This is a genomic window from Corynebacterium sp. HMSC04H06, assembly GCF_001815935.1.
Taxonomy (GTDB): domain Bacteria; phylum Actinomycetota; class Actinomycetes; order Mycobacteriales; family Mycobacteriaceae; genus Corynebacterium.
Genome location: NZ_KV823402.1, coordinates 1 through 19,702, shown reverse-complemented (window position 1 = coordinate 19,702; position 19,702 = coordinate 1). Strand labels below are relative to the sequence as shown.

Below are 19,702 nucleotides of genomic sequence, written 5' to 3'. Positions count from 1 at the left end.
TTATCGCTCCTCGCGGAATTCGACGTGCTTGCGGGCGATCGGATCGAACTTCTTCAGAGTGATGCGATCCGGGTTGTTGCGCTTGTTCTTACGGGTCACGTAGGTGTAACCAGTGCCCGCGGTGGACTTCAGCTTGATGATCGGGCGAATATCGTTACGTGCCATCTTTAGATCTTCTCCCCACGTGCTCGGATCTTGGCGACGACGGACTCGATGCCGTCGCGGTCGATGATCTTCATGCCCTTGGTAGAGACATTCAGGGTGATGGTACGGCCCTCAGAGGGCAGGTAGTACCGACGACGCTGCACGTTGGGGTTCCAACGGCGCGAGGTGCGGCGGTGCGAGTGCGAGACCTGCTTGCCGAATTGCGGCTTGCGGCCCGTTACCTGGCAAATAGCCGACATGGGTCTTCTTTCTCCTAGCCGCCCACATCTTGGCTAATTAAAACCACGTGATCGAGCGCCTCAAAGGCTTGCTCCGCTCGGAATGTGAGGATGAGCGATTAAAAAATCACGCCGTTTCATTGCAGTAGACGGGGCGTAAACGTACATTGTGACAACAGCAAGGGAAAACCTTACCTCCTAACGCCCGAATTTCCTAATCGCCTCGTGCGAGCCTTCCTCGGGCTCCCGTTCGCGGCGTGCTCAGGGCTTAGGCGCTCCCGCTATACCTCTATACCTTCACATCTCTTCATCGAGATCCTTTCTGTCGACGCTTCTGCGTACCTTTCGCCGCGCGGCTCCTAGCAGCTTCTGTCGCCCGGGGAGTCTTGCTGCATGAGCCAGCTGCACAAGCCTGCTGTACGGCGGTGGTGGGCGGGGTGATTGTGGTTGCTGTGTGGCCTGTTGTTTGACGTCGGCTGAGATTTGGGAAAAGGGCAGGTCGGCTGTATGATAGTTCGAGTTGCTATCGCGCGGGCTGGCTCCGCCGGTAGCTGTTTGTCCGTTAGAAAACCCAACTCGGGCACGATCCCCGCCGCCTAGGCCTGCTTTTTAGGCACCGGCGATAGTGGGGAACCGACCCGAAGTTTCAACCCTGAGGGAATTCGCATGAAGAAAGATATCCACCCGGATTACCACCCGGTGGTCTTTCAGGACGCCGGTACCGGTACCCGCTTCCTGACCAAGTCCACCGCCTCCTCCGAGCGCACCGTTGAGTGGGAGGACGGCAACGAGTACCCGCTCATCGTGGTCGACGTTACCGCCGAGTCGCACCCGTTCTGGACCGGTGCTCAGCGCGTGATGGACACCGCCGGCCGTGTCGAGCGCTTCAACCAGCGCTTCGGTGGCATGGCTCGCCGCAAGAAGAAGAACGCGTAAGGAGGGTAGAAGAAAATGGCAACTCCTAAGTTCAAGATGTCCCGCGCGAACACCCGCTCGCGCCGTTCCCAGTGGAAGGCCGACAACGTCGACCTCCAGGAAGTCACCATCGACGGCCAGACCGTGCGCATCCCGCGCCGCCTGGTCAAGGCTGCTAAGCTCGGCCTGGTCGACGTGGAGCAGTTCTAAGAGTTTTTAGGACGATAAGGCTGGGCCGGTAGTTACCCGACCCCTCGCGCCTCGAGTTACCCCGAATAAGGGTAGCCGGGGCGCTTTTCTTATTATCTTACACTCAGCTTTGTGGGGGTGTTGCGTTGTTTTTGCAGCTGAGTGTTTCCCTGTTCGATCCTTAATTGGGCTTTGAACCTTAATAAAACTACTTTTATTTTCTGGGTTCCTGGAAAGACTCATCTTAGGGCATAATTGAGATATGAAAATTCTCGTAGTGGACGACGAACAGCCGGTGCGTGAATCGCTTCGCCGTTCGCTGAGCTTTAACGGCTACCAGGTCATCTTGGCCGGGGACGGCGTTGAGGCGGTCGAGACGGTGCACCGGGAATCGCCGGATCTGATGATCCTCGACGTGATGATGCCGAACATGGACGGCCTGGAAGTGTGCCGTTTACTTCGCAGTGAAGGTTGGGAGCGCCCCATCCTCATGCTGACTGCCCGGGACGGCGTGGCCGACCGGGTGGCCGGGCTGGACGCCGGCGCCGACGACTACCTGCCCAAGCCCTTCGCGCTGGAGGAGCTTTTGGCCCGCGTGCGCTCGCTGGCGCGGCGCGCGGCCGCCGAGTCCATCCAGGCCACGCCGGAGAAGGAGTCGAAGCTCGCCTTCGAGGATCTCTACCTCAACGCGGACACGCGCGAGGTCTGGCGCGGCAAGCGCATGATTTCGCTGACCCGCACCGAGTTCGCGCTGCTGCAGCTGCTGCTGGAAAACCCGCGCAAGGTGCTCGCCCGCGACATGATTCTCGAAAGCGTCTGGGGCTATGATTTCCCCACCTCGGGCAACGCGCTGGAGGTCTACATCGGCTACCTGCGCAAAAAGACTGAGGCCGAGGGCGAGCCGCGGCTAATCCACACCGTCCGCGGCGTCGGCTACGTGCTGCGAGAGAACACCCCGTGAGTTCTTGGAAGCCGGTGTCTCGGGCGCAGGCTTCCGCTTTGCCCGACAAATCCTCCGACGAGCCGACCGTCTATACGGGAAGCTCGCGCCCGTGGGTCTCTCGTACCTCCCTGCGCTGGCGACTAGCAATCCTGACCGGTCTTATCGTCGCGGTGACCTCGGCCATCATTTGCGCCGGTTCCTATGGGGTAGTGGCGGCCTGCCTGCGCGCCGCCGACGACGAGGCCCTGGAGTCCCACGCCCAGGCCATGCTCGTGCGCACCCAGTCCAACGACGATCCCGACTACCTGCGCAACGAGTTCGAGCACTTTAAGGCCGTGCACCCGCAGGCTAAGCTCACGGTCTCCCCGGCGGGCGACAGCCCCGCCTACGGCGACGACCAGGCCCCGCCCGAGGATGCGGTCTCCGCAGAGCGGGCGGGGGACATGCACATGGTCTCCCTGCGCGCTAACGATGGTTCCTGGGTCGTTCTGACCGATTCCCGCGCCGATACCGAGGGTATCGTCGACATCGTGGGCACGGTGCTGGTCGCGGTCTTCGCCATCGGCATCCTGCTGGCCATCGCCGGCGGCGTCTGGGTCTCCCAGACCGGCTTGCACCCCATTCAGCGGTTTAAGCGGGCCATCGACCACGTGGCCAGCACCGGCGAGCTGCGACCTATTTCGGTCGTGGGCACCGACGACATGGCGCAGCTGGCCGTGGCGTTTAACCGCATGCTGGACGCGCTCCAGGAATCGCGCATCAAGCAGTCACGGTTCGTCGCGGACGCCGGGCACGAGCTCAAGACCCCGCTGACTTCCATGCGCACCAACATCGAGCTGCTGATGATGCTCAACAAGTCCAACACCGCGGACAGCCTCAGCGAGCAGGGCCGCGCCGAGCTGGAGGCCGATGTGCTGGCGCAGATGTCGGAGCTGTCCGAGCTCATCGGGGACCTATTCGACTTGGCCCGCGAGGACGCCATGGACAAGGGGGTGGAGCCGGTCGCGTTGGACAAGGTCGTGGCCTCCTCGCTGAAGCGGGCCCGCCGGCGCCGTCCCGACGTCGAGTTCCAAGTCCAGCTCGAGCCCTGGATGCTGGTGGGTGACCCCTTCGCCCTAGGCCGCGCGGTGCTCAACCTGCTGGACAACGCCGCCAAGTGGTCGCCGGCCGCGGGCACGGTGCGCGTGCGCCTGCAGCGCCTCGACGAACAGACCGCGCGCCTGCGCATCGATGACTCGGGCGTGGGTATCCCGGAGGCCGAGCGCGAGAAGGTCTTCCAGCGTTTCTACCGCTCTGCCGAGGCCCGCAAGATGCCCGGCTCCGGCCTGGGCCTGGCCATCGTGTGTCAGGTCGTCGAGCGGCACAAGGGCACGATTACCATCGGCGACTCCGACGACCACGGCACGCGCATGGAGATCGTTTTCCCGGGCAGCCCTCGGGACACGGACTGGCCGGCTGACGATGCCACGGCCCATTCCGACCAGGCCACCGCCGGGTTGGGTGGCTCCTCGGCCTCGGAGCGGCGCGGGCGCGAGTTCGCCAAGCGCTGGTTCAACCAGCGCTAGCAGCGCCCGCCCCGCTAGCGTTGCTTGCCTTAACCTGCCGTACTAGCCGCAGGCAGCGGGTGCAATCCCGTGCCCAGGGTGGTGGCTGAATTGTGGACTTGTCACTAAGATCGAGACCTATACAGCAACCTGCCAGACACTCTTAAGCTGTTAGCAGTCGAGTGTCAGAGGCGCCAAAGGTCAGGGAGGGATACTACGGCCATGAACAACAACAATCCCCATAACGCCGAGCCCACCGGCTCGTCGAGCCCCTACGGTCAGCAGGGGCAGCACCAGTCGCAGTCGCAGGGCTGGAACCAGCCGCGCACCTCGGACGCGCAGCCCACGGAGACCACCCGGTCGTGGCAGTCGGCCGAGGCGCAGTGGGGCCAGCCCCAGCCGCACGCGCAGCCGCAGGCCCAGACTCAGCCGCACCCGCAGGCGCAAACCCAGGCCCAGCCGCAAGGCCAGCCCGGGGCGCCTGGCGTCGTCGCCGAGCAGCCCAAGAAGAAGCGCTCCGTGGGCCTGGGCACCGCGCTGGCCATGATGCTGGTCGCCGCCATTGGCGCGGGCGGGGTCACCGGCGCGGTCGTGGGCGGTTCCGACAGCAATGATTCGACCTCCACCGTCAACGAGGTCCTCAACCGGCCCGCGAAGAATGAGTCCGCCCCGGCCCCGGCCGAGGGGTCCATCGAGGAGGTCTCCCAGAAGGTCCTGCCCGCCGTCGTGGCCATCCAGGTAGTCACCCGGGCCGGCGCGGCCGAGGGCTCGGGCTCGATTATCTCCCCGGACGGCTACGTGTTGACCAATCACCACGTCGTCGAGGGCGCGGAGGGCTCGTCGGCCGGCGCCATCCAGGTCACCATGAACGACGGCTCCCGCAAGGACGCGGAGGTCGTGGCCTCCGACGCCAACACCGACGTCGCCGTCATCAAGATCAAGGACGCCGAGAACCTGCCGTACCTGGAGTTCGCGGACTCCGACCAGCTCAACGTCGGCCAGCAGGTTGTGGCCGTGGGCTCCCCGCTGGGGCTGAACGCCACGGTAACCTCCGGCATCGTCTCGGCCGTCAACCGGCCCGTGCGCGCCTCCCAAGCCGGCGGCGAGCCCTCGCTTATCGATGCCGTCCAGACCGACGCTGCCGTCAACCCCGGCAACTCGGGCGGCCCGCTGGTGGACATGAACGGCAACATCGTGGGCATGAACTCCGTCATCGCCTCCCTGTCCTCCTCGTCCGGGCAGGAGGCCGGCTCCATCGGCCTGGGCTTTGCCATCCCGTCCAACTTCGCCAAGCGCATGGCGGACCAGCTCATCAACAACGGCGAGGTCAAGCACCCGATGCTGGGCGTGCAGGTCGACGGCCGCAACCTCACCCAGGGCGCGCCGGTGGTTAAGGTTGAGGAGGGTAGCCCGGCCGCGGATGCCGGCATCAAGGCCGGCGACGTCATCACCCGCCTGGGCGATCGCCCCATCGAGGACTCGGATACCCTCATCGCGGCGACCCGCTCCCAGGACTTTGGGGCGACAGTGACCTTGGAAGTAAAGGATCCGGACAACGAGGAGACTCGCCAGGTAGAGGTAACGCTGTCGAGCGAGTAGATTAAAGCGCAAAGCCGCACCACCGTTAAGGAGAACAATGCCTGTAGACGCCAGCGAATCCGACCGCGCAGCCACACTCGCCGACGCCCCGCGCGACGGCGACAACCTTCGCGACATCGCCGGTCCGGACGACGCCTACCTATTGGCCCAAGAGCGCGAGGAGTCCATGAACGCGCAGCGCCGCGCGCTCATCGTCATCGTTACGGACCATCCCGAGCAGCAAGCCGAAGACAACCGGCGCCTGTGCTCGGAGCTGTTGGCCGAGGCTAACTTCCGCGTCGATGGGGCAGTGGTGGTGCGCGCCAAGAAGTCGAAGATTCGCCAGGCTATTGAGACGGCCGTGGTCGGCGGCGTGGACCTGGTGCTGACCGTCGGCGGCACCGGCGTGGGCCCGCGCGACAAGACCCCGGAGGCCACCCGCACGGTGCTGGACCAGCTGGTGCCGGGCATCGCCCAGGCCCTGCGGTCCTCCGGCCAGGCCTGCGGCGCTGTCGACGCCTGCACCTCCCGCGGCATCGCCGGCGTGTCCGGGTCCACGGTGGTGGTCAACGTCGCCGCCTCCCGCGCAGCCATCCGCGACGGCATGGCGACCCTGACCCCCTTGGTGCACCACCTGGTCGACCAGCTGCAGAAGTACTCGGTGGACTAAGCGTTAAAGTGCGATGACTGATTCACATTCCCGGCGCAAGAAGCGGCGGCGCGCGGTGCGCCCCAGCGACTGCCCCGACTACGACCGGACGGCGGACCGGGCACCGTTCGTCTCCGCCTTTGACTCGGCGGACTCGGCCGGCTCCGCAGACGCAGAAAGGGCCGTCGAAGTAAACGACGGCCCTGCGGACGACGGGCTACGCGGGGAAGCTTTCTACCGCGAGCAAATCCCGCCGCATTATTAAACGTGCGCGCTAGGCGCGGTGCTTGCCGGAGGCATCTTCACCGGCGGCGCCGGACGCGCCGGAAGCGCCGGTCGTGCCGGGCGCGCCCGGGGTATCGGCCGGATCCTCGGCCAGATCGCTGGTCTGGCCGGTGACCTTGTCGCTGACGTTGTTCTGCGCGGCGAGCAGGTCGCGGATTTCGATGAGCAGGTCGTCAGTGGTGGGGGTGGCCTCCTCGGGGTCGATGCCCTTGCGGCGCTTGGCGGCCTCGGCCAGCTTGTTCATCGGCATGACGATGAGGAAGTAGACCACGGCGGCGATGATCAGGAAGTTGATGGCTGCGGTGATGACGGCACCCAGATCAATGCGGGTGGTCGGGTCATCAGCCTTGATCTGGAACGCCAGCCCGCCGACCTCGGCGGAGCCGAAGGAGTTAATCAGCGGCTGGATCAGGGAGTCGGTGATAGCCGTAACGATGGCGGTAAACGCGGAGCCGATGATGACTGCGATGGCCAGTTCAATCACGTTGCCGCGGAGGATAAAGTCTTTAAAGCCCTTCAACATGTGGAAGTCCTTTCGATGGTTAGCCTGCGCGGTCTCCGGTGACCACCACGGTGAGCGGATAACTCAGCGAAGCGGCTGCCACTTTCTTCGCGGCGGGGGCCGGCAGTGCAATTAGAATAGTAGCTGCTTGGGAGCCCGCGGTCTCTCCCGCGGCGGCCGTGGAGACGATTTTTCCCTCCTGCGCCACGACGGTTTCCGCCGCGCCGGTCCCGGCGAGCTCGCCGCCGTCACCTGTCCCACCGTTGCTGACCACGCTGACCGTATCCCCGTGCGTCAGCAGCGCGGCGATGTCCGGCTCCGCGAGCTTAATCGGCACCAAGTGGTAGTCCTGGCCCTCCGATTCCCCCAACGCGTGGGTAAGTTCCTCGCCCAACAGGCGGGACTCCGTGACCACCTCGCCGGCGGAGCCGGCCGCCACGACCACCCGCCCGGCCAGGTCCGCCGGGTCGGTCTCCGCGGCCACGCCGGTCGGGATCGCATCACGCGGCAGGGAGCGCCACTCGATGTCCTCGGACGCCAGCTCTTGGCCGGCCGCGACCTCCCGGGCAAAGACCGGCACCCGCGGGTTTTCCTTCCAGCCGCTCAGCCCCACCAGGCCGGCGGCGATAACCAACGCGCCGGCCACCAGCTTCTTTAAAAGCGTCGCGCGCGGGTGGCCCGGGGTGGCCAACGTGTGTCTCAGGGAAGAAAAAACAGCTAAACTCCGCATGCCTTTATAGACTGCGCCCGCCCCGCCCCCGGTTCCCAGGCGACCGACTTAAGCGGCGCGGAAACTCAGCGACTAGAAGATCTCCACGCCGGCGTCGGTGAGCGCGCCATCGCAGGGTACGTCGTGGGCATCGGCCGGCAGCTGCTCCACGACCTCGCTGGAGCGCACCACAGCCAGCTTCAGCGGCCCGCCTGCGCGCAGGTCGGCCAGCGCGCGGTCGTAATAGCCCGCGCCCTTGCCCAGTCGAAAGCCGCGCCGGTCCACCGCCATCGCCGGCACCAGCAGCACGTCCAGCCCGGATAGCACCGTGGAATTGAACTTTGGCCCCACCGGCTCCGCGATGCCCAGCGCCCCTGCCCGCGTGGCCTTATCGCCGTGGTAGCTTGCCCACAGCAGCGTACCGCCGGGCATCGACAGCGGCAGCCACACCTGCTGGCTGGCCGCCGCGACCGCGGCCAGCCACGCCTTCCCGCCCGGCTCGCTGTCCAGCGGGGCATAGGCCGCCACGCGCGGGCGGCCTAAGGCGCGCAGAAAGCTGTCGGTGTGGGCGATGAGGGAGGCATCGTCGGCCGGGGCGCGGCGGGCGGCGCGGAAATGCTCGCGCAGGGTCTGCTTGTCGGCGTCGGGGGAGGGAAAATTCATAACTTAAATACTAATAGGGCGTATCGGTGCCCGACACGGATAAGGCGAGCAGGTAAGGTCAGATCCATGTCTAACGAGCGCGAGAATACCCCGCACGGGGTGAAAACCGTAGTGGTTCCGGCCGCCGGCATGGGGACGCGTTTCCTCCCGGCCACCAAGACCGTGCCCAAGGAGCTGCTGCCAGTAGTGGATACACCTGGCATCGAGCTCATCGCCGAGGAAGCCGCCTCCGTCGGCGCGCAGCGCCTGGCCGTTATCACCGCCCCGAACAAACAAGAGGTCATGCGCCACTTCGAGCGCTTCCCCGACCTGACCGAGACCCTGGCCGCCCGCGGCAAGGACGAGCAGGTCGCCAAGGTGCAGCGCGCCGCGGACCTCATCCACCCCATTGCCGTCGAGCAGGCCGAGCCGCTGGGCCTCGGCCACGCCGTCGGCCTAGCCGAGTCCGTGCTGGACGAGGAAGAAGACTTCTTCGCCGTCATGCTGCCGGACGACATCGTCCTGCCTGCCACCGTCATGGAGGACATGGCGCGCGTGCGCGCGGCCTTGGGCGGGTCCGTCCTGTGCGCCTTCGAGGTCGACCGCGAGGAGACCTACAACTACGGCGTCTTCGACGTAGAAGACACCAACGCGCCGGGCGTGAAGAAGGTCGTCGGCATGGTCGAAAAGCCCGATCCCGCCGACGCCCCCTCCAACCTCGTGGCCACCGGCCGCTACCTGCTGGACCGCAAAATCTTCGACGCCTTGCGCCGGATCGGTCCGGGCAAGGGTGGCGAGCTGCAGCTGACCGACGCCATCGAGCTGCTCATCCAGGAGGGCGAGCCCGTGCACGTGGTGGTCCACCGCGGCAAGCGCCACGACCTGGGCAACCCCGGCGGCTACATCCCCGCCAACGTCGACTTCGGCCTGCGGGACGAGAAGTACGGCCCGGCGCTGTATAAGGCGATCAAGCATATTATTGCGGAGTACGAGCAAGAGACCGGGTTGGCGGAGAACTAACCGGGAAAGGCGGCGCGTTGCTATGCGTTCTGTGGAAGAGCAGCTGGAGTTTGTCACCGATGCGGCGGTCACGCCCGAGCCGGTACGGATCGCCATCGCCAACGCTTTGGGGCTGAAGTGTGCCGAGGAGGTCCAGGCGCACCAACCGCTGCCGGGCTTCCCGCAGGCGGCCATCGATGGCTACGCCGTCCGTGCGGTTGATATCGGCGGCGAGCGCGGCCTCGGTCGGCGCGACCCGGACGCGGAGGGGGTCCCGGAGTCGGAGACGGAGCGTTCCCTGCCCGTGGTGGGGGAGGTCCCGGCCGGTTCCCGGCAGCCGCTGCGTCTCCAGCCGAAGCAGGCCGTGCGCGTCTACACGGGCGCACCCCTGCCCACGCTTGCCGATGCCGTCCTTCCCCTCGAGTGGACCGACCGCGGGCGCAAGCGCATGGTCGCCCACCGCCCAGTGCGCTCCGGCGACTTCGTGCGCCGCGTCGGCGACGACATCCAGCCCGGCGACGTCGCGGTGTCCGCCGGCACCATCCTGGGCCCGGCCCAGATTGGGCTGCTGGCCGCGGTGGGGCGCTCGAAGGTGCTGGCGTACCCGCGCCCGCGCGTGACCGTGATTTCCTTCGGCCGTGAGCTGGTGGACATCGACCGCGAGCCTGGCCTGGGCCAGGTCTTCGACGTCAACTCCTACGCGTTGGCGGCCGCCGCCCGCGAGGCCGGCGCCGAGGTCACCCGCGTGGGCATTGCCGAGGGCGAGCCGCGGCGCATCCGGGAAAACCTGGAGGCTCAGATAGCGCGCAGCGAGGTCATCGTGATCTCCGGCGCGGTGGGCGGCGCCGGCTCCGCGGCCATCCGCGAGGTGCTCGACCAGCTCGGCGACATCGACACCACGCGGGTGGCCATGCACCCGGGCTCCGTGCAGGGTTTCGGCCTGCTGGGCGACGAGCGCATTCCGACGTTTTTGCTCTCGTCTAACCCGGTTTCGGCCCTGGTGGTCTTCGAGGTCTTCGTCCGCCCGCTCATCCGGCTGGCGCTGGGCAAGCGCAACGCCGCGCGCCGCGTGGTGCGCGCCCGCGCCGTCAACCATATCGACTCCCGCCTGGGTCGCCGCGGCTATATCCGCGCCCGCCTGATGCGCGACGCTGACACCGCCGACTACCTGGTCGAGGGCCTGTCCGGCGCGGGCGGGGCGCCGGCGCACCTGCTGGCCGGGCTGGCCGAGGCTAACGCGCTCATCCGCGTCCCAGAATCCGTGACGGATATTCGCCCCGGCGACGTCGTTGACGTTATGTTCATCACCCAGCGCTCATGATCGACCCCTTCGGCTGGGCGCGGCACAGCTGGCAGCGCCACACCGGGGCGAGGGAGTCGCGCGCTATCGAACACCCCGGGTGGCCGGAGGTCACCGAGACCGTACACATCCGCCCGAACGCCGCCTTCCCGCGCGGGGCCGAGGTGCGCCTGCGGCCGCTGCACCGCGCGGACGGTGCGGACTGGCGCGCGCAGCGCCTCCACGACGAGGCCCACCTGCGCCACGTCGAGCCGACGATGCCCACCAGCTGGGCCGCCGCCCACAGCCCCCAGGCCTGGTGGAACCACCTGTGGTACCTGGGCGCGGCGGCGCGCCAGGGGGTGGTGGTGCCCTTTGCTATCGAGTGTAACGGGCGGTTTGCCGGGCAGATCACGCTGGGCAATATCCAGCACGGCAGCGTGAGCGAATGCTGGATCGGCTACTGGGTCTTCTCGGAGATGACCGGCGGGCACCTGGCGACGGTGGCCTGCGCCTTGGGCACCGACCACGCCTTCCGGCGGGTGGGCATGCACCGGGTGACTGCCACGTTTTTGCCCAACAACGCCGCCTCCGGGCGGGTGCTATTTAACAACGGCTTCCGCGAGGAGGGCATCGCGCGCCGCAGCCTGCACATCGACGGCGAGTGGCGCGACCACCACCTCGTCGCCCTGGTGCGCGACGACTTCCCGGATAGCTGCGTTTCCCGGCTGCGGGCGGGCGGCGTGCTGGATTAGCTCGCCGGATTGGGCGTGGCGCAGGCTGGCCGGGCGGCCGCGGCGAAGTACTGTGGTTGTGACAATCGTCAAACTATGAAAGAGGTAGCGCGTAGTGTCTCCTGGCCTCATTCTCATTCTGATCCTGGTGGTCTGGCTCTTCGTCCTAGCGCCGTGGCTGCTGCGGGGCCAGCGCCCGGTCAGCCATACCGGGGACGGCTTCGAGGACACCCGTGTGCTCTTCGAAGGTGACCAGGGCAAGGTCGCCGGCCGCCGCAAGCCGCGGGTGACCGCGCAGGACGTGCACCGCACCAACGCTGACGACGACTACGAGATCGTCGACGCCGAGCCGGCCAGCCTGGCGGTGCCGGTCTCCGCGCAGGAAGAGACCATTGACGGCGAGGTTGTGGACTCGCCCCTGATCGACGATGCCACCGACGAGACCACCGCCAACGCGGAGGCCGACTCGGACAAGCAGACCGCCGGGGCCGGCGACGCGGCAGCGGCGGAGGCAGACGCCGAGGAGGCCGCGGAGTACTTCGACCCGCCGCAGGTCGACGAGGTCGCCGCCGATGCCTACTCGCTAGACGCCTCCTACACCTCCCCGGTGGATCTGATGTACCCCGGCGCCGTCGATGCCGATGCCGCCGCCATCGCCTCCGCCGCCGAGGAGTCCGCGGAGGCCGCGGATAACGCGGAGGAAGCGGACATCAGCGGCGACGACGAGCTGTCCGCCGAGGAGCTGGAATTCGCCAAGCGCCGGCTGGGCCGCGGCGGCTGGGACCCGGAGGCCGACGAGGCCGCGTCCACCGACCGTTACCAGCGCCGCCAGCGCACCCTGCTGGGCCTGGCCGTCGCCGTCGTGGCCACGGTCGCGCTGGGCATCATCGTCGGCGGCTGGGGCTGGCTGCCCGCCGCCGTGGTGGGTGTGCTCTCCGTGGTCTACCTGGTGGCTCTGCGCACCCAGGTGCGCCAGGAACAGGCCTTGCGCCACCGCCGCGTCCGCCAGCTGCGGCGCGCCCGGCTGGGCGTGCGCAACGCCGCCGATGAGGAGCTGTCCATCCCGCGCAGCCTGCGCCGCCCGGGCGCGGTGGTCCTCGAGGTCGACGACGACAGCCCCGACTTCGACCACCTGCCGGTCTACTACCACGACGACGACACCACCGGCGACCGCGCCCCGGTCCGCCGCGACGACTTGGCCGCCCGCCGCGTCAGCTAGCCCCAGAGGCCTAGTCCGAGAGCTTGGGCTCGAGGGCTAGTCCCAGAGCCCCGAGCACCCGCGCCGGTGTGAGCCCATCAGGTGGGTATCGACCATCCCGATGGCTTCCATCAGCGCGAAGCAGGTGGTGGGCCCGACGAACTTAAATCCCCGCTTCTTCAGCGCCTTCGACATCTGTGTCGATTCCTCTGAAGTGGTGGGGATTTCTTCTACCACCTCGGGCCGTGGAGTATCTGCCGGCCGGAAAGACCAGATGAGACCGCTCAGGCCGCCCTCGGCGCGCAGCGCCACAGTGGCGCGGGCGTTGTCGATGGCAGCCTGGATTTTGCGGCGGTTGCGGATGATGGTGGCATCGTTAGCCAGGCGCTCGACGTCGTCGGTCCCGAAGGCCGCCACCGCGTCCGGATCGAAGCCGGCGAAGGCCGCGCGGAAGGCCGGCCGGCGGCTCAGGATAAGCCGCCAGGACAGGCCCGCCTGGAAGCCCTCCAGCACGAGCCTTTCGTAAAGCTCCGCCTCTGAGTAGACAGGCAGGCCCCATTCGGTGTCGTAGTAGTCGCGCAAAAACTCGTCTGCAGCCGCCCACGGGGTGCGCGCGAGCCCGTCGGGGCCGGTGAGCGGTCCGGTGCCTGTGGTATCCATCGGTAGTGTCTCCTAGAAGGTAAAAGTACGTGGTTGCTACCGTTTTAGACTGCCGCCGGGCCCGGTTGGGTTCCCGACCCGGCTTCTAACTCCAGCAGCCAGTGCTTGGCGGCCAGACCGCCGCGGTAGTTGCCCAGGGTGCCGTCGGAGCGCACCACGCGGTGGCAGGGCACGAACAGCGGCAGGGGGTTGCGCGCGCACGCGTTGCCCACCGCGCGCACGGCCGCGGGCTGGCCGGCACGGGCGGCCAGCTGGCCGTAGCTGAGCGTCTCGCCGTAGCCCACGCGCGCCAGCTCGCGCAGTACCGCGCCGGTAAAAGGCGGCTGTCCGGAGTGGTCCAGCGGCACGTCGAAGGGAGCGGAAGAGCCCGCGAAATAGGCCCGCAGCTGCGCGGCGGCCTCCTCTAAGACGGCGGTGGTCCCCGGGGTAGCATTGGCCGGCAGCTCGTCGCCGGGCAGGGCCAGCTGGGTGAGGGCGGTGTCGGAGCCGGCGAGCGCGAGGCGGCCCAGCGGGCTATCGAGCAGGTACACGTAAGTCATCGCGGCGCCTTTCTTTAGCAAAGTTGTGGTACCAAGGTAGTCTAATGCTCATGAATAAACCCGCCGTTAGAGATGCCGCGCTGCTCCTGCTGCGGCTGATCCTCGGCCTCGTCTTCGTCTGCCACGGGGTGACCAAGCTGTTTATCGACGGCATGGACGAGACGGTCGGGCAGTTCTCCGCCCTGGGCGTGCCCCAGCCGCAGATTCTGGCCTGGCTGACGGCGGTCGGGGAGCTAGCCGGCGGCACGCTGATGGTCATTGGCCTGCTCACGACGGCAGCCGCCGCGGTGCTGATGGTCCTAGTCGGCGGGGCCTTCTACTTCGCCCACTGGGGCAATGGCTTCTTCGCCACTGACGGCGGCATCGAATACGTCAGCGTTCTGTTTGTTTCCCTGCTGATGGTCGTCGTCTTCGGTGCGGGGCGGGCCAGCCTGGATGAGGTGCTCAACCGTGTTGACGCATGAGCAGGTCCAGGCCGCCATCTCGGCGCGCCTGGATGGGGAGGACCACGGGCTGGACGATAACGTCGTCGACGCCCACATCGCTGAATGTGCCGAATGCCGCGCCTTCCAGGACAAGGCGGCCCGGCTGAGCCGCTCGCTGAGCTTCGTGGATCCGGCCGACACGGGCATGGCCCCGCCGCAGGACCTGTCCGAACTCATCTTGGGCGGCGTGGAATCCGAATGGCAGCGCACCGCCGGGCGCCGGCACGCTGGGCTAGCGATGGCGCGCATCCTCCTGGTGGTCATCGGCATTATCTGCGCCGCGTGGGCCGTCGCGATGGTCGCTCAGTCCTCCGGCATGGTGCCGGGCACCGGCGAGGTCCTCGACCCGACGGCGGACCCGGACGGCGCGTCGGCGCTCATCGAGGGCGCGGCCCTGCGCCTGGGGCTGGCCTCCGGGCTTATCTTCGCCGCCTGGCGTCCCCGCTTAGCACCCGGCCTGATGCCGCTGACGTGCACGCTGTTTGCCTTCCTGTGCGGCTTCGCGATGCGCGACATCGCCCTGGGCAATCTCGTCATGGGCCAAGTCTACGCGCTGCTGGCCACCGGCCTGTCCACGGCGGCGCTGGGCTGGGTCTGGGCCGCCGACCGCGGCTTCAGCCTGCGCGGGGCCTGGCGCGTTTTGGGCGCGGACCCGAACTAGCCCGGCAGCACGGCCAGCCCCGGCCAGCCCCGGCTAGGTCCAGCTGGGCAGCCACATCATGGACTGGTACCAACTCTCCGGTACGTTGAAACCGTAGAGAATCGGCGCGAAATAACAAAACATCGCCACGACGGCGGCGACGTAGACGACCACGGCCACCGTGCCCCACCGCAGCGGGCGGGCCCAGCCGGCCACCGGCCCGCGCCCGGCCAGCTGCCCGGCTATCAGCGCTAGGCCGACGATGACGAAGGGGATAAGCGCGGCGGCGTAAAAGAAATACATCTGCCGGTCGTAGGCGGCCAGCCACGGCAGGAAGCCGGCGGCGAAACCGATGAGCACCGGGGCGAATCGGCGGTCGCGGCGCACGAACCAGCACCACGCCGACCACATCAGCACCGGTACGATGAGCCACCAGATGATGGGCGTGCCGAACAGGAAGAGCATCTGACGGCACTCGATGCCGCCCGGACACGTCAGCTCCGTATGCGAGTGGTAGAGGATCGGGCGGGCGCCGACCAGCCACGCCCACGGCTTGGAATCCCACGGGTGCGAGTGCCCGCCGGAGGTGGTCAGGGAGGCGTGGAACTCCAGCACCGAGAGGTGGTAGTAGAGCCAGCTGGCGAGGGAATCGGGAAGCAGGTGCAGCCAGGAGCCAGCCTCGATGGTGCCGTCGGTGGCCGCGTGGCGGTAGACGGCGGTCTCGCTGGTAAACCAGGCTCGCCAGGACCACACGTACAGCGCCGCCGGCACCGCCACCAGCGAGGCCAGCGCGGCCGGGGTATCGCGCACCAGGGTGCCCAGCACATAGCGGCGCACCCCGTAGCGGCGCCGCAGCCACAGATCCGCGAAAACGCTGGCCAGGCCGAAGAACATGAGGTAATACAGCCCGGACCACTTCACCGCCAGCGCCAAGCCCAGGAAGACCCCGGCGCTGAAGCGCCACCAGCGGAAGCCGAAGCGGGGGCCGAAGGTGGCACCGTTAAGCAGGCCCGCGCGCCAGGCGTCGTCGAGGCGCTGGTGGACCTGCTTGTGGTCGTGGACTAGGGCCCAAGCCGCGGCGACGATGAAAAAGACCTGGAAGATGTCCAGCATGCCGAAGCGGGAGGAGACCAGCAACACGCCGTCGCAGACCGCGATGAGGCCGGCGATGGTAGCCACCACCGTCGAGTTCGACAGCTGGCGGGCCAGCGCCATGATCAGCAGGACGGTGCCGACGCCGAAGAGTGCGGCCATCGTGCGCCAACCCAGCGGGGTGTAGCCAAAAATCTGCTCCGAGACCGCAATCAGCTGCTTGGCCAGCGGCGGGTGCACCACCAGCCCGTAGCCGGGGTTCGACTCGATGCCGCCGACGAAGAGGTTGTCCCAGCTGCGCACCATGTCCCAGGCCTGCGGGGCGTAGTGCTTCTCGTCGAAAATCGGGGTGCCACTGGCGGTGGGGTACTGGAGGGCGACAAAGCGCGTGATGAGGGCCAGCGCGGCGATGACAAGCGTGGTGACCGTGTCCGCCCGGGTCCACGTGACGGGCCGCGGCACAGCGGCCGGCCGGTTGTGGGCGCCGCGCGGGACGGCGGCGGGCTGGGCGGAGGAAGTACGGGTACTCACCCCAGATAGTTTAGGGTACGGTCCTGTGCCATGCTATTAGGCATGAGCTTTGAGTTTTCGCTGGAGCCGCTGCCGCGCGGCGTCGTGTTGGCCGCTACCCCGTTGGGCAACCCGGGAGACGCCAGCGCGCGCCTTCTGCAGGCGCTGGGGCAGGCCGACGTCGTCGCGGCGGAGGACACCCGCCGCGTGCGGGCGCTGGCCCAGGCCCTGGGCGTGGAGATTCGGGGCAAGGTGGTCTCCAACTTCGACCACAACGAGGACGCCCGCGCCGCCGGGCTTATCGATGCCGCCCGCTCCGGCACCGTCCTCGTCGTCACCGATGCCGGCATGCCGATTGTCTCCGACCCGGGGCACTCCCTGGTGGTCGCTGCCGCCGAGGCGGACGTGCGGGTGACCTGCCTGCCGGGCCCGTCCGCGGTGACCACCGCACTGGCGCTGTCCGGGCTGGGTGTGGGGCACTTCATCTTCGACGGTTTCGCCCCGCGCAAGGGCGGGCCGCGGCGCAAGTGGCTCGAGTCGCTGCGCGGGCAGGAGCGCGCCGTGGTCTTCTTCGAGTCCCCGCACCGGCTGGCTGAGACGCTCGAAGTGGCCGCCGAGGTGCTGGGGAAGGGCAGGACCGCGGCGATCTGCCGCGAGCTGACCAAGACCTACGAGGAGGTCAAGCGCGGCACACTGGGTCAGCTGGCCGAGTGGGCGGGCGAGAACGCGCGCGGCGAGATCACCGTGGTCATCGAGGGCGGTAGCGCCGCCGCCGTGAGCGTGGACGAGCTAGTGCCCAAGGCCCAGGAGCTCGCCGCGGCGGGGCTGCGGCTCAAGGCGGCCTGCAAGCAGGTCGCCGGCGAGGCGGGGGTGTCGAGCCGCGAGCTCTACGATGCCGTCTTAGCCGCCCGCAACTAGCCGCCCGCGACGGGTTCTTCGGGGGGCGTCTCTGCGGCCCGTCTCCCCGTGACCAACCTGTGGGCCCGCCGACCGCGGTTCGACGCCTGCGGGTAACCGCCCGGAACGGGCCTTTCGGGGCCCGTTGCCGTGGCTGGCAGTTCCCTGAGACCGGTGACCAAAAAATACAGTGTTTTTGGTCTACTTGCAGGGAAAATAACTGTCCACAGCAATTCTTAATCCAATTGTTACAGAAACGTGTTGTGCCACCGTCGGAAAACTTAAAGACTAGCGGATATGCCGGACAATATGATGGTCACGGCGCGGCGAAAATCGGGGATAAAGCCCGGAGATTAAGGAAAAACGCGGTCCGCAATTTGAAAGACTTTCCGGTTTCGAACAACCTAGATTGCATGACAAATTCAGAAAAAAACGTGCCTGAAGGGGCGGATCCGCACGATCCGGACGTGCTGGATTCCAAACCGGTAGATCAAAAATACGAAACCGTTGATGAGGCGCTGGATGGCCAGTCGGCAACCAGCCAGCTGGCTTCCATGCTGGACAACAAGAGCCTTTCCTCCGAAAAACACGAGGAAGAGCCTGTTGAGATGGCCGCCGATGGCGACGCCAAGATCGACTGGACCGTGACCGGCATTGCCGGGGCGTTGGTTCTGGCTATCGTCATTTGGGGCCTGGCCGGCGCCGACAGCTTCGCTGAGTTCTCCAGCAAGGCCTTGAACCTGGTCGTCGATAACTTCGGCTGGGCCTACGTGCTGTTTACCACCATCTTCGTGGTCTTCGTCGTCGCTATCGCGGTCTCCAAGTTCGGTGCCATTCGCCTGGGCCATATCGACGAGGAGCCGGAGTTCTCCACGCCGTCGTGGATCGCGATGATGTTCGCGGCCGGCATGGGCATCGGCCTGATGTTCTACGGCGCGTCCGAGCCGCTGGCCTTCTACCGTGACGGGGTTCCGGATCACAACCCGCACGAGGTCGACACCGCCATGGCAACCGCCATGTTCCACTGGACGCTCCACCCTTGGGGCATTTACGCCATCGTGGGCCTGGCTATTGCGTACTCCACCTTCCGTATTGGTCGGAAGCAGCTGCTGTCCTCGGCCTTCGTGCCGCTCATCGGCGAGAAGGGCGCTGCCGGCCCGGTCGGCAAGCTGATTGATATCCTGTCGATTTTCGCCACCGTCTTCGGCACCGCCTGCTCCCTGGGCCTGGGCGCCTTGCAGATTCAGGCTGGCCTGTCCGCCTCCGGCATCATCGAGGATCCGGGCAACGGCGTGGTCATCGGCATCGTTTTGGTTCTGACCCTGGCCTTTATCCTGTCCGCTCTGTCGGGCGTGGGCCGCGGCATCCAATACCTGTCCAACGCCAACATGGTCATGGCCGCGCTGCTGGCTATCTTCGTGTTCATCGTTGGACCGACCGTCAACATCCTGAACCTGGTGCCGGGCTCCATCGGCGCCTACCTGGATAACTTCACCGAGATGATCGGCCGTACCGCCGAGTCCGCCAACGGCGAGGCCGGGGAGTGGCTCAGCGGCTACACCATCTTCTACTGGGCATGGTGGGTGTCCTGGTCGCCGTTCGTCGGTATGTTCCTGGCACGTATTTCCCGCGGCCGTTCCGTCCGCGAGTTCTGCGTCGGCGTCCTGCTGGTACCGGCTGGCGTGTCCACCCTGTGGTTCGCTATCTTCGGCGGCTCGGCCATCCACGCCGAGCAGACCGGCAACTCGATTTCCGGCGAGAGCGCCGAGCAGGAGCTGTTCAACCTGCTCAACGGCATGCCGCTCGGGGCGATTGCTTCCATCATCGCCATGATTTTGCTTTCGACTTTCTTCATCACCTCCGCGGACTCCGCGTCGACGGTGATGGGCTCGATGTCGCAGAACGGCAAGTCCGATGCCCAGCCGTGGCTGTCCGCCATCTGGGGCGTGCTGACCGCCGCCGTCGGCCTGACCCTGCTGCTGGTCAACGAGGACTCGCTGAATAACCTGCAGAACGTCACCATCGTGGCCGCCGCACCGTTCCTGGTGATTGTCGTGCTACTGATGTTCGCCATCGTCAAGGATCTGCGCAACGACGTCATCTACCTTGAGTACCGCGAATCCCAGGCCTTCCAACGCAAGCTCGCCCGCGAGCGCCGCCTGCACCGCGAGTACCAGCGCGCACAGGAGAACAAGCGCCGCCGCGCCGAGCGCCTCAAGCTCAAGCGCAAGCACTAAATCTCTAGTTCACGCGACGAAAGCGCACCGACCCCGTTGCGGGCGGTGCGCTTTTTCTGGTTGAGGCACGCCGAGTAGGCGCTACGGAGTGGT

The 19,702-nt window shown here is 67.0% G+C and carries 23 protein-coding genes; 15 read left to right on the top strand and 8 right to left on the bottom strand.

The window, feature by feature from the left end:
- Window positions 1–165, bottom strand: coding sequence for a 50S ribosomal protein L33 (rpmG, locus tag HMPREF3067_RS01050; protein ID WP_005279910.1), 165 nt, complete (start codon window positions 163–165; stop codon window positions 1–3).
- 2 nt (window positions 166–167) lie between these two features.
- Window positions 168–404: a 50S ribosomal protein L28 gene (gene rpmB, locus HMPREF3067_RS01045; RefSeq protein WP_070767892.1), complete on the bottom strand. Its 237-nt coding sequence runs from the start codon at window positions 402–404 to the stop codon at window positions 168–170.
- Window positions 405–1,049: 645 nt separating this feature from the next.
- On the opposite strand from rpmB, the gene HMPREF3067_RS01040 reads away from it, so the two are divergent.
- The 7 genes from HMPREF3067_RS01040 (at window position 1,050) to HMPREF3067_RS01010 (ending at window position 6,466) form a co-directional block, all read left to right on the top strand.
- Window positions 1,050–1,319 (top strand): type B 50S ribosomal protein L31, encoded by a 270-nt coding sequence (locus tag HMPREF3067_RS01040; protein ID WP_070767891.1) that lies wholly within the window; start codon window positions 1,050–1,052, stop codon window positions 1,317–1,319.
- A gap of 15 nt (window positions 1,320–1,334) precedes the next feature.
- Entirely contained in the window at window positions 1,335–1,508 is a 174-nt protein-coding gene (rpmF, locus tag HMPREF3067_RS01035) for a 50S ribosomal protein L32 (protein ID WP_070767890.1), read from the top strand.
- A 241-nt stretch (window positions 1,509–1,749) separates the two neighbouring features.
- Window positions 1,750–2,448, top strand: coding sequence for a response regulator transcription factor (locus tag HMPREF3067_RS01030; RefSeq protein ID WP_070767889.1), 699 nt, complete (start codon window positions 1,750–1,752; stop codon window positions 2,446–2,448).
- The gene (locus tag HMPREF3067_RS01025; protein WP_070767888.1) at window positions 2,445–3,995 is read left to right on the top strand and encodes a HAMP domain-containing sensor histidine kinase; all 1,551 of its coding nucleotides are present in this window, start codon (window positions 2,445–2,447) and stop codon (window positions 3,993–3,995) included. The genes HMPREF3067_RS01030 and HMPREF3067_RS01025 overlap by 4 nt, the downstream gene beginning before the upstream one ends.
- A gap of 201 nt (window positions 3,996–4,196) precedes the next feature.
- Window positions 4,197–5,573: a S1C family serine protease gene (locus tag HMPREF3067_RS01020; RefSeq protein WP_083319072.1), complete on the top strand. Its 1,377-nt coding sequence runs from the start codon at window positions 4,197–4,199 to the stop codon at window positions 5,571–5,573.
- A gap of 37 nt (window positions 5,574–5,610) precedes the next feature.
- Window positions 5,611–6,222: a MogA/MoaB family molybdenum cofactor biosynthesis protein gene (locus tag HMPREF3067_RS01015; protein ID WP_083319071.1), complete on the top strand. Its 612-nt coding sequence runs from the start codon at window positions 5,611–5,613 to the stop codon at window positions 6,220–6,222.
- Window positions 6,223–6,235: 13 nt separating this feature from the next.
- Window positions 6,236–6,466, top strand: coding sequence for a hypothetical protein (locus tag HMPREF3067_RS01010; protein WP_070767887.1), 231 nt, complete (start codon window positions 6,236–6,238; stop codon window positions 6,464–6,466).
- 9 nt (window positions 6,467–6,475) lie between these two features.
- Here HMPREF3067_RS01010 and mscL read toward each other — a convergent pair whose 3' ends face one another.
- The 3 genes from mscL to HMPREF3067_RS00995 form a co-directional block, all read right to left on the bottom strand.
- Complete coding sequence (gene mscL, locus HMPREF3067_RS01005) at window positions 6,476–7,009, bottom strand: large-conductance mechanosensitive channel protein MscL (protein ID WP_083319070.1); 534 nt, start codon at window positions 7,007–7,009, stop codon at window positions 6,476–6,478.
- Between the two features lie 19 nt (window positions 7,010–7,028).
- Complete coding sequence (locus tag HMPREF3067_RS01000) at window positions 7,029–7,679, bottom strand: SAF domain-containing protein (protein ID WP_246819188.1); 651 nt, start codon at window positions 7,677–7,679, stop codon at window positions 7,029–7,031.
- Window positions 7,680–7,790: 111 nt separating this feature from the next.
- Window positions 7,791–8,360 (bottom strand): 5-formyltetrahydrofolate cyclo-ligase, encoded by a 570-nt coding sequence (locus HMPREF3067_RS00995; protein ID WP_083319069.1) that lies wholly within the window; start codon window positions 8,358–8,360, stop codon window positions 7,791–7,793.
- Window positions 8,361–8,426: 66 nt separating this feature from the next.
- Between HMPREF3067_RS00995 and HMPREF3067_RS00990 the strand changes: the two genes are divergently transcribed.
- The 4 genes from HMPREF3067_RS00990 to glpR all read left to right on the top strand — a co-directional run bounded on the left by HMPREF3067_RS00990 (window position 8,427) and on the right by glpR (window position 12,570).
- Window positions 8,427–9,359, top strand: coding sequence for a UTP--glucose-1-phosphate uridylyltransferase (locus tag HMPREF3067_RS00990; RefSeq protein WP_070767885.1), 933 nt, complete (start codon window positions 8,427–8,429; stop codon window positions 9,357–9,359).
- A gap of 22 nt (window positions 9,360–9,381) precedes the next feature.
- Complete coding sequence (gene glp / locus HMPREF3067_RS00985) at window positions 9,382–10,659, top strand: molybdotransferase-like divisome protein Glp (protein WP_070767884.1); 1,278 nt, start codon at window positions 9,382–9,384, stop codon at window positions 10,657–10,659.
- Window positions 10,656–11,372 (top strand): GNAT family N-acetyltransferase, encoded by a 717-nt coding sequence (locus tag HMPREF3067_RS00980; RefSeq protein ID WP_070767883.1) that lies wholly within the window; start codon window positions 10,656–10,658, stop codon window positions 11,370–11,372. Before glp ends, HMPREF3067_RS00980 begins: the two co-directional genes overlap by 4 nt.
- Window positions 11,373–11,466: 94 nt before the next feature.
- On the top strand, window positions 11,467–12,570 hold the full coding sequence (gene glpR, locus HMPREF3067_RS00975; RefSeq protein WP_070767882.1) for a divisome protein SepX/GlpR: 1,104 nt from the start codon (window positions 11,467–11,469) through the stop codon (window positions 12,568–12,570).
- 36 nt (window positions 12,571–12,606) lie between these two features.
- On the opposite strand, the gene HMPREF3067_RS00970 is transcribed toward glpR, so the two are convergent.
- Both HMPREF3067_RS00970 and HMPREF3067_RS00965 read right to left on the bottom strand, forming a co-directional pair.
- The gene (locus HMPREF3067_RS00970) at window positions 12,607–13,209 is read right to left on the bottom strand and encodes a DNA-3-methyladenine glycosylase I (RefSeq protein WP_070767881.1); all 603 of its coding nucleotides are present in this window, start codon (window positions 13,207–13,209) and stop codon (window positions 12,607–12,609) included.
- Window positions 13,210–13,253: 44 nt separating this feature from the next.
- On the bottom strand, window positions 13,254–13,748 hold the full coding sequence (locus HMPREF3067_RS00965) for a methylated-DNA--[protein]-cysteine S-methyltransferase (RefSeq protein WP_070767880.1): 495 nt from the start codon (window positions 13,746–13,748) through the stop codon (window positions 13,254–13,256).
- 50 nt (window positions 13,749–13,798) lie between these two features.
- On the opposite strand from HMPREF3067_RS00965, the gene HMPREF3067_RS00960 reads away from it, so the two are divergent.
- Window positions 13,799–14,212, top strand: coding sequence for a DoxX family protein (locus HMPREF3067_RS00960; RefSeq protein WP_070767910.1), 414 nt, complete (start codon window positions 13,799–13,801; stop codon window positions 14,210–14,212).
- Entirely contained in the window at window positions 14,199–14,894 is a 696-nt protein-coding gene (locus HMPREF3067_RS00955; RefSeq protein ID WP_070767879.1) for a zf-HC2 domain-containing protein, read from the top strand. The genes HMPREF3067_RS00960 and HMPREF3067_RS00955 overlap by 14 nt, the downstream gene beginning before the upstream one ends.
- A 33-nt stretch (window positions 14,895–14,927) precedes the next feature.
- Here HMPREF3067_RS00955 and HMPREF3067_RS00950 read toward each other — a convergent pair whose 3' ends face one another.
- Window positions 14,928–16,496, bottom strand: a complete 1,569-nt coding sequence (locus tag HMPREF3067_RS00950; RefSeq protein WP_070767878.1) for a dolichyl-phosphate-mannose--protein mannosyltransferase — start codon at window positions 16,494–16,496, stop codon at window positions 14,928–14,930.
- A 42-nt stretch (window positions 16,497–16,538) separates the two neighbouring features.
- Between HMPREF3067_RS00950 and rsmI the strand changes: the two genes are divergently transcribed.
- On the top strand, window positions 16,539–17,393 hold the full coding sequence (gene rsmI / locus HMPREF3067_RS00945) for a 16S rRNA (cytidine(1402)-2'-O)-methyltransferase (protein ID WP_070767877.1): 855 nt from the start codon (window positions 16,539–16,541) through the stop codon (window positions 17,391–17,393).
- Window positions 17,394–17,785: 392 nt separating this feature from the next.
- On the top strand, window positions 17,786–19,609 hold the full coding sequence (locus HMPREF3067_RS00940; RefSeq protein WP_070767876.1) for a BCCT family transporter: 1,824 nt from the start codon (window positions 17,786–17,788) through the stop codon (window positions 19,607–19,609).
- The last annotated feature ends 93 nt before the right edge of the window (window positions 19,610–19,702 follow it).